The following is a 7,449-nucleotide window of genomic DNA, read 5'->3' as shown; positions in this document are numbered from 1 at the left end:
TCCAACTGCCCGATCGCCCATTTGGCGACGAGCGCCGTCTTCCCCTCGCCGCCGAGCGCGACGAAGGTGAGCACCCGCGGATGCGCCTCGCCCGCGACCGCCTTCGCCCACGCCTCGTCGATGCGCTTCGTCTCCGCCTCGCGGCCGATGAGTTCGGCCGGCGCGTAGCGGTCGATGCGGCCGATGTCGAACAGAGACGAAAAACTCGTCTGTACGTCCAGCTTCGGCAGAGGTTGCGGTCGATTGGCAGCGGTCTTCGGCGTCGAAAAATCCGGCGGCGCGCCCACCGGCGGTTTCTCTACAGCCGGCCGACTATGGAGTTCACGAAGCAGCGCCTCGAATCCGGGATCGCTCAAGTTGAACGCGCCCATGCGATAAAACGTGTGACCTTTCAGGGGGTCGGGTATCGACGTTTCCGGTTCGTCTGCAAGCAAGATCGGAATAAATCGGGCGTTACCTTTCTCGTCATAGAGGTATTGGGCGATGATTCCGCCTTCCCAGAAGACACCTCGACCTTCGTCGGCCTCGACCTTGTTTTCGACGCGATCGCGATAGGTTTGCGTGCATACAACGATGACGAACCGCGATATGTCCGGCCGTAACTGCTCTGCGCACCAGCGTGGCCAGCCAAGCTTCGGGCGGGTGTGATAGCGGTCGAGTTCGGCGTCGACTCCCGTCGCACGCAGCGAATTGGAAAAGTCGAGCACGCGCTGCTGATGCTCCGCCGTGTCATGGCTGTAACTGATAAAGACTTTTCCGCCGACCATGACGATGCCGCTCCGCCGTTCGCGCGCATGACGATGAGTCTGCAAAGACCTTAACAGCCAAAAACGGAAAGGGGAATGGCGTGACGGGCGAAACCCCACGGTGTCATCGCGAGGAGGCCGAAGGCCGACGCGGCGATCCAGCGGAACGCAGGGCGCTCGACGTTCCCCTGGATCGCCACGTCGCTTCGCTCCTCGCGATGACGGTCGGCGCGGCCCCCACCCCTGCCCGCCCCCACAAGGGGGGCGGGAGTCGCTCGGCGCCCGATTGCCACCGCCCGTCCCCTCGGGCAAACTCGCGTTATGCCCGTACCCTTGAACCGCCTCGTCATAGCGCTCGCGCAGATTCCGTTCATCGTCGGCGACATCGCCGGCAATGCGGAGCGGCTGCGCAAAGCGCGCGCGGAAGCCGCCGGCTTCGGGGCGGACATCGTGATGACGCCGGAGCTTTTTCTCTCCGGCTATCCGCCCGAGGACCTGGTGCTGAAGCCCGCCTTCCAGGAGGCCTGCCGCACGGCCTGCGAGGCGCTCGCGCGCGAGACGGCCGACGGCGGCCCCGCGGTTCTCATCGGCCTGCCGTGGGTCGAAAAGGGCAAGCTGCATAACGCCATGGCGCTCCTCGACGGCGGGCGGATCGAGGCGGTGCGGTTCAAGGTCGACCTGCCGAACTACGGCGTGTTCGACGAGAAGCGCGTGTTCGTCCCCGGCCCCTCGCCCGGGCCGATCGTGTTTCGCAGCGTGCGAATCGGCGTCCCCATCTGCGAGGACATCTGGGGTCCGGACCCGGTCGAATGCATCCTCGAGACCGGAGGCGAGATTTTGCTCGTCCCCAACGCGAGCCCTTACGAGCGCGACAAGCTCGCGATCCGCCAGAACGTCGCGGTCAACCGCGTGGTCGAGAGCGGCCTGCCGCTCCTTTATGTCAACATGATCGGCGGCCAGGACGAGGTCGTCTTCGAGGGCGCACCTTCGCGCTGAACAGCGACCGCAGCCTCGCCGTCCAGCTTCCGGCGTTCCGCCCGATGGTGGCCCGCACCGTGTGGGAGCGCGGCGAAGACGGCTGGAGATGCGTCGAGGGCCCGAGGGAGGTCGTCGAGGAGGGCGACGAGGCCGACTATTCCGCCTGCGTGCTGGGCCTGCGCGACTATGTCGACAACAACCGCTTTCCCGGCGTGGTGCTCGGCCTTTCGGGCGGCGTCGATTCGGCGCTCTGCGCCGCGATGGCGGTCGACGCGCTCGGGGCGGAACGCGTCCACGCCGTCATGCTGCCCTACCGCTTCACCTCGAACGAGTCGCTTTCCGACGCCGCAGCCTGCGCCGAGGCGCTCGGGGTGCGACACGACATCGTGCCGATCGCCGAGCCGGTCGAGGGGGTGGAGCATGCGCTGGCAAAAATGTTCGCCGGACGTCGGCGGGACATCACGGAGGAGAACATCCAGAGCCGGGCGCGCGGCGTCATTCTGATGGCGATCTCCAACAAGTCGGGCGCGATGGTGGTCACGACCGGAAACAAGTCGGAAATGTCGGTCGGCTACGCCACGCTCTACGGCGACATGAACGGCGGGTTCAATCCGATCAAGGACCTCTACAAGATGGAAGTCTTCCGCCTCGGCGCGCTCCGCAACCGCTGGAAGCCGGTCGGGGCGCTCGGGCCGGACGGGGAGGTGATCCCCGAGAACATCCTCACCAAGGCGCCGAGCGCGGAACTGCGCGAGAACCAGAAAGACGAGGATTCTCTGCCGCCGTACCCCGTTCTTGACGGCATTCTCCACCGTCTGGTCGAGAAGGAGATGCGGGTCGCCGACATCGTCGCGGAGGGCTACGACCCGGACACGGTGCGCCGAGTCGAAAAGCTCCTCTATCTCGCCGAATACAAGCGCCGGCAATCGGCGCCGGGCGTCAAGGTCGGGCCAAAGAATTTCGGCCGCGACCGGCGCTACCCGATCGTCAACCGCTTCCGCGACACCGGCCTGCCAGCCCAGCCGCCGGACGCGGCGATCGCGCCGCGTGGGCAGGCCGGAACGAGCGAGCGATTCGAGGAGTGAGGCGCAGGGCCGTCTCGCGCAACGCGCGAGAGGCGGGGCAGTCCGTCGTCTCGCCTTCATGCGCGTCGGCTATCGAGAGGCGACGGAGGGACAGCGATGGACAGCGACACCAGCGAACTCGACCAGATGCAGGCGGACTATAAGAAGGCGGTGGAAGACTGGATCGCCGCGATCCGCAAGGAGGAGGCGCTCGCTTCCGTCGTCGACCACTCGACCGCCGATCTCGACGCGTGGGAAGAAGCGGGCTTCGAGGAGCACAAGGCGCAGCGCGAGGTCATCTATCGCAAGAAGCTTTACGAGGACGCGCTGCGCGAGGAGCTGTTCGGCTTCTGACAGGTCCTTTCGCCCGGCGAAGCGGGGAGAAGCGGCCGCCGTAGCCCGTCGAGAGACGGACGCCCTATCGTGGCCGGACGAGGGGCTTTGCGCCTTTTCCGAAAGGGTCTGCGCCGCCCCTCACCCCGGCCCTCTCCCCGCTCTCGCGGGGCGAGGGGGCGGTTTGTCCGAGCCGCTTCTCGAACCAGCGCTGCGCGTAGGGGTTGTCGTTGAACCGCGCGACCTCGCGATAGCCTGCCTTGAGATAGAGCGCATGCGCCTCGGTCAGCGCCTTATTGGTGTCGAGGCGCAGCACGGCGAAGCCCATCGCGGCGGCCTCCGCCTCCAGCCGATGCAGCAAACGCCGGGCGACGGCGAGACCGCGCGCTGCCGGCGCCGTCCAGACGCGCTTGATCTCTCCGATCTCGGCGCCGACCCGTTTCAGCGCCCCGCAGCCGACCGGCTCGCCCCTCAGCCGAGCCAGGACAAACACGCCCAACGGCGGCGTCAGGTTCTCGACGGACGCGGTCAGGTCCTTCGCAGGGTCGTAGCCCTCAACGAAGCGGTGGGCCAGTTCGCGGAAATACTGCTCGAGGCACCAGCGCGCGTCGGCGCTCGCCGGCGGCTCGATCTCGAGGACGACGGCGGCCGAAAGCAGCAGGCGCTCGACCTCGCCCATCGCCGCGACGAGGCGCGCGCGCCGGGCCTCGTCGAGCGAATCGAGGAGCGATGCGGCCAGCCGGTCGGAGAGGTCGTCGTAGGCGGCGACCTCCGAAAAGCCCTTCGGCGTGAGCGTCGCGCGGCGCAAGCGCGCGTCGGCGTCGGCGCGCTCGACCGCGACGAGGCCCTGCCGTTCCAGAGACCTGAGGAGGCGGCTGAGATAGCCGGAATCGAGACCGAGCCGCCGCCGGAGCGCGCGCGCCTCGGCGCCCGCTTTGCCGATCTCGTAAAGGAGCCGCGCCTCCCCGAGCGGGCGGCCGCGCTTCAGATAGCTTTGGTCGAGCGCGCCCACGGTCTCGGTCACCGTGCGGTTGAAACTGCGAACCCGCCGGACCTGTTCGGAATCCATTCTCTGACTTTAGTCAGATACTGAGGAAACGCAAGGCGCCCTGCGGCCGATGGCCGCTACGGCGCCGAAGGCCTGAACTGCGCTACGCCCCGGCCGAAGGATGGACCGAGAAGCGGCGCTCACGAAAACAAGCCTCCGCGCGATCCGGCGACCGCGCCGATGATGGTCAGGGCTGCGGCGGCGATGAGAACAAGATGGACGCGAAAGAGGCGGCGCATGAGACCCTCCGGATCGCGCGCCGCCTCCGCCTCCAGGCGCCGATGGGCGAAGGGCTCGATGACGAAGACGGCGATCATGAACAGCGCCCAGACGACGACCATCGCGTCCATCCACCAGAACGACGGATCGGCGAATCGCGGCCACAGCTCCTGCCGCCAGGTCATCCACAGCCCGGTCGCGCCGGCGAGGGGAATCGTCCAGCGCACCTGCGCGGAGAAAAGGTTCTCGATCGACTCGAACAGCGCCCAGCCCTTGCGCGCGTCGGGCGCGGCGCGGGCGAGCGGCAGGGCGACGAGCGTGACGAAGGAGACGCCGCCGATCCAGTGGGCGACAAACAGGACATGCAGGGCGCGCGCGAGTTCGACGTCGTCAACCATTGGGAATCCCGTGTCATCGAGGCGCCGCCCGCCGGCGCCCGTTCGAAGCCTAGGCGCCCAAAGGAACGCCGGTCCTTGACCTTGGTCAAGGCGAAGGGCGGCGGATCCCGGCTGTTCGTCGAAGCGCGGCGGCGGCTTCTCGATCATACCCAAGATTCAGGAAAAGCGGGCGCCGATTCGGTTGACGTTGCAGAAATACCCGATAGGGGTAATGTTGCTTGGCGCCGCGCACGCAAACTCGAGGCGCTAGGTTGCGCCGCGGCCAAAGGCGGAGTTGCGGATGGAGGCGGCGCCACGACCGGTCAGAGTCGCGGTCATCGGGGGTGGTTGCGCGTCCATCTCAGCGGCGTTCGAGCTCACGCGGCCGGAGCACAAGAGAGCCTACCAGGTCACCGTTTACCAGATGGGTTGGCGTCTCGGCGGAAAGGGCGCGTCAGGGCGTGGCGCCGCGGGGCGCATCGAAGAACATGGGTTGCACATCTGGCTCGGCTACTACGAAAACGCCTTCCGGCTGGTTCGCGAATGCTATGCCGAGTTGAAGGCCGTCGCGCCGGGGGGCGCCTTCTCGGATTGGCGCGACGCTTTCTTCCCCGACCCGCACATCGGGATCAGCGAGGAGGCCCGCGACGGCTCATGGTCGCACTGGGCGGCTCAATTCCCCCCGGGCCCCGGCGAGCCCGGCGACCCGGTGACCCCCAACCCTCTGACCCTCAGGAACTATCTCGTCAGGGCCGCTGGGCTCCTGCGAACGCTCTTGCTCGGCGTCGAAACGATAAGGGCGCCCCGGAAGGGCGAACCCTGCGTCCGCGATGCGCCGGACGATGAAGCCGGCGACGGTTCGCCTGACACGATCCTGAGCCGCATGGCGGCTCTCCTGCGCTACGGGGTCCTGGCCGGCGCAGCCGCGACTGTCGAGGCGCTCGCGTTGGTTGAAACTGCGCTGAAGTCGATCCCGTTTCCCGAGAGCCCCGTTCTGCGCATGCTTGACGCTGTCGCGGCCGCCATCAGGGACCAGATCGAAATGTTCGTCGCAACGGACGATGACGTTCGGCGCCGATGGGAGATTGTCGATCTCGTCCTGACGATCCTCGTCGGCGTGACCCGCGCTCGGCTGCTCTCGAACCCTCTCGGACTCGACGCCATCAACCGTTACGATTGTCGGGAATGGCTGCGATTGAATGGCGCTTCCGAGCGCACCCTCGACTCGGCTTTCCTGCGCGGCCTGTATGACCTCGCCTTCGCTTACGAGGATGGCGATCCGGGTCGCCCCCGGCTTGCGGCGGGCGAAGCGCTGCGCGGCGGTTTTCGGATGTTCTTCGGCTATCGGGGCGCACTCTTTTGGAAGATGCGCGCCGGCATGGGGGACGTCATCTTCGCGCCGTTCTACCGGGTGCTGCGAAATCGCGGGGTCAAATTTGAGTACTTTCACCGGCTCGAAAATGTCGAGCTTTCGCGTCCTGAGGAGATGGCGCCCGGCGAGCGGCCTTACGTGACGGCTCTCGAGTTCAGCGTTCAAGCCAGGACTCGCGATGGAAGCGAGTATGAGCCCTTGATCGACGTCAAGGGGGCGTCCTGCTGGCCGTCCGCGCCGGACTACGGACAACTGGAGGACGGCGCTCGGATCGAAGCCGAGGCGTGGGACTTCGAATCCCATTGGGACCGCAGAAACGTCGGCTCCCGAACGCTGATGGTGGTGCGCGACTTCGATTTCGTGGTGCTCGGCGTCGGCGTCGGCAGCATCCCCCATGTCTGCAAGGATTTTATCGCGAGAGACAAGCGCTGGCGGGCGATGGTCGCAAACGTCAAGACTGTGGCGACCCAAGCCTTTCAGATCTGGTTGCGCGAGGACCTGCAGCAACTGGGGTGGGAGGCGCCGCCCGTGACCCTTTCCGCCTTCGTCACTCCGTTCGACACGTGGTCCGATATGGGGCACCTCGTTCCTGCCGAGGACTGGCGCTGGCCGCCGCGGACGATCGCCTACTTCTGCAGTGTTCTTGAGGACTCGCCGCGCGCGACCGGCATATCGAGCGACGAGTACCGGTCCGAGCGATCGGACACAGTCCAGAGAAACGCGGTGGCGTTTCTGGAGCGCCATGCCCGTCACCTCTGGCCGAACGCCGTGAACGCCCGGGGCGAATTCCGGTGGGAGTTGCTTGCGGACGCCGCCGAGCAAGATCCGGCTGACGATCCGGCTCAAGCGGCGCCTCTCGGCAAAGTTCGTTTCAGGACGCAGTACTGGACCGCCAACGTGAACCCAACCGATCGCTATACGCTCTGCCTCCCGGGGAGCGTCGAGCATCGGATTTCCCCGCTCGACAATAACTATGACAACCTTACTATCGCCGGCGACTGGACCGACAGCGGATACAATCACGGGTGCGTCGAATCGGCGGTGATGTCCGGACGCCTCGCCGCGCACGCGATCGCCGGTTCCCCGGCGCTCGAGGACATCGTGGCTTTCGATCATCCATAGACTGGCGTCCCTCGCAATGGAACGGAAGGAGGCTGCATTGGTCGAGAAGGAACGGATGAAGCGCCCGGACCCGGACCCCGCCGGGAACAGCGGCAAGCCGTCGGCTCGGGCCGACAAGGTCATCACCGACACGGTCAAGCTCGCCTACGACGTCGCTGAAGAGCAGATCGACCAGGGCCGGCTCGCGGCC

5 protein-coding genes and 1 pseudogene are annotated in these 7,449 nt (G+C 66.7%); 3 read left to right on the top strand and 3 right to left on the bottom strand.

Features of this window, described 5'->3' with window-relative positions:
* Window positions 1-767 (bottom strand): SEFIR domain-containing protein (locus ACLP25_RS00445; RefSeq protein WP_442467282.1); only part of this gene is annotated, 767 nt, incomplete at its 3' end.
* A gap of 300 nt (window positions 768-1,067) precedes the next feature.
* Here ACLP25_RS00445 and ACLP25_RS00440 point away from each other — a divergent pair.
* Both ACLP25_RS00440 and ACLP25_RS00435 read left to right on the top strand, forming a co-directional pair.
* A pseudogene (locus ACLP25_RS00440) lies at window positions 1,068-2,809 on the top strand (NAD+ synthase).
* A 96-nt stretch (window positions 2,810-2,905) separates the two neighbouring features.
* A complete protein-coding gene (locus ACLP25_RS00435) occupies window positions 2,906-3,142 on the top strand; it encodes a hypothetical protein (protein WP_442467281.1) in 237 nt (78 codons plus the stop codon).
* A gap of 64 nt (window positions 3,143-3,206) precedes the next feature.
* On the opposite strand, the gene ACLP25_RS00430 is transcribed toward ACLP25_RS00435, so the two are convergent.
* Both ACLP25_RS00430 and ACLP25_RS00425 read right to left on the bottom strand, forming a co-directional pair.
* The gene (locus ACLP25_RS00430; RefSeq protein WP_442467280.1) at window positions 3,207-4,190 is read right to left on the bottom strand and encodes a bifunctional helix-turn-helix transcriptional regulator/GNAT family N-acetyltransferase; all 984 of its coding nucleotides are present in this window, start codon (window positions 4,188-4,190) and stop codon (window positions 3,207-3,209) included.
* 119 nt (window positions 4,191-4,309) lie between these two features.
* Window positions 4,310-4,786 (bottom strand): hypothetical protein, encoded by a 477-nt coding sequence (locus tag ACLP25_RS00425; RefSeq protein ID WP_442467279.1) that lies wholly within the window; start codon window positions 4,784-4,786, stop codon window positions 4,310-4,312.
* 280 nt (window positions 4,787-5,066) lie between these two features.
* Here ACLP25_RS00425 and ACLP25_RS00420 point away from each other — a divergent pair, with 280 nt between their 5' ends.
* Window positions 5,067-7,259, top strand: coding sequence for an FAD-dependent oxidoreductase (locus tag ACLP25_RS00420; protein WP_442467278.1), 2,193 nt, complete (start codon window positions 5,067-5,069; stop codon window positions 7,257-7,259).
* The last annotated feature ends 190 nt before the right edge of the window (window positions 7,260-7,449 follow it).

This window comes from Roseiarcus sp. (assembly GCF_052145395.1).
Classification (GTDB): Bacteria; Pseudomonadota; Alphaproteobacteria; order Rhizobiales; family Beijerinckiaceae; genus Roseiarcus.
This window is presented reverse-complemented; position numbering and strand designations above follow the sequence as displayed.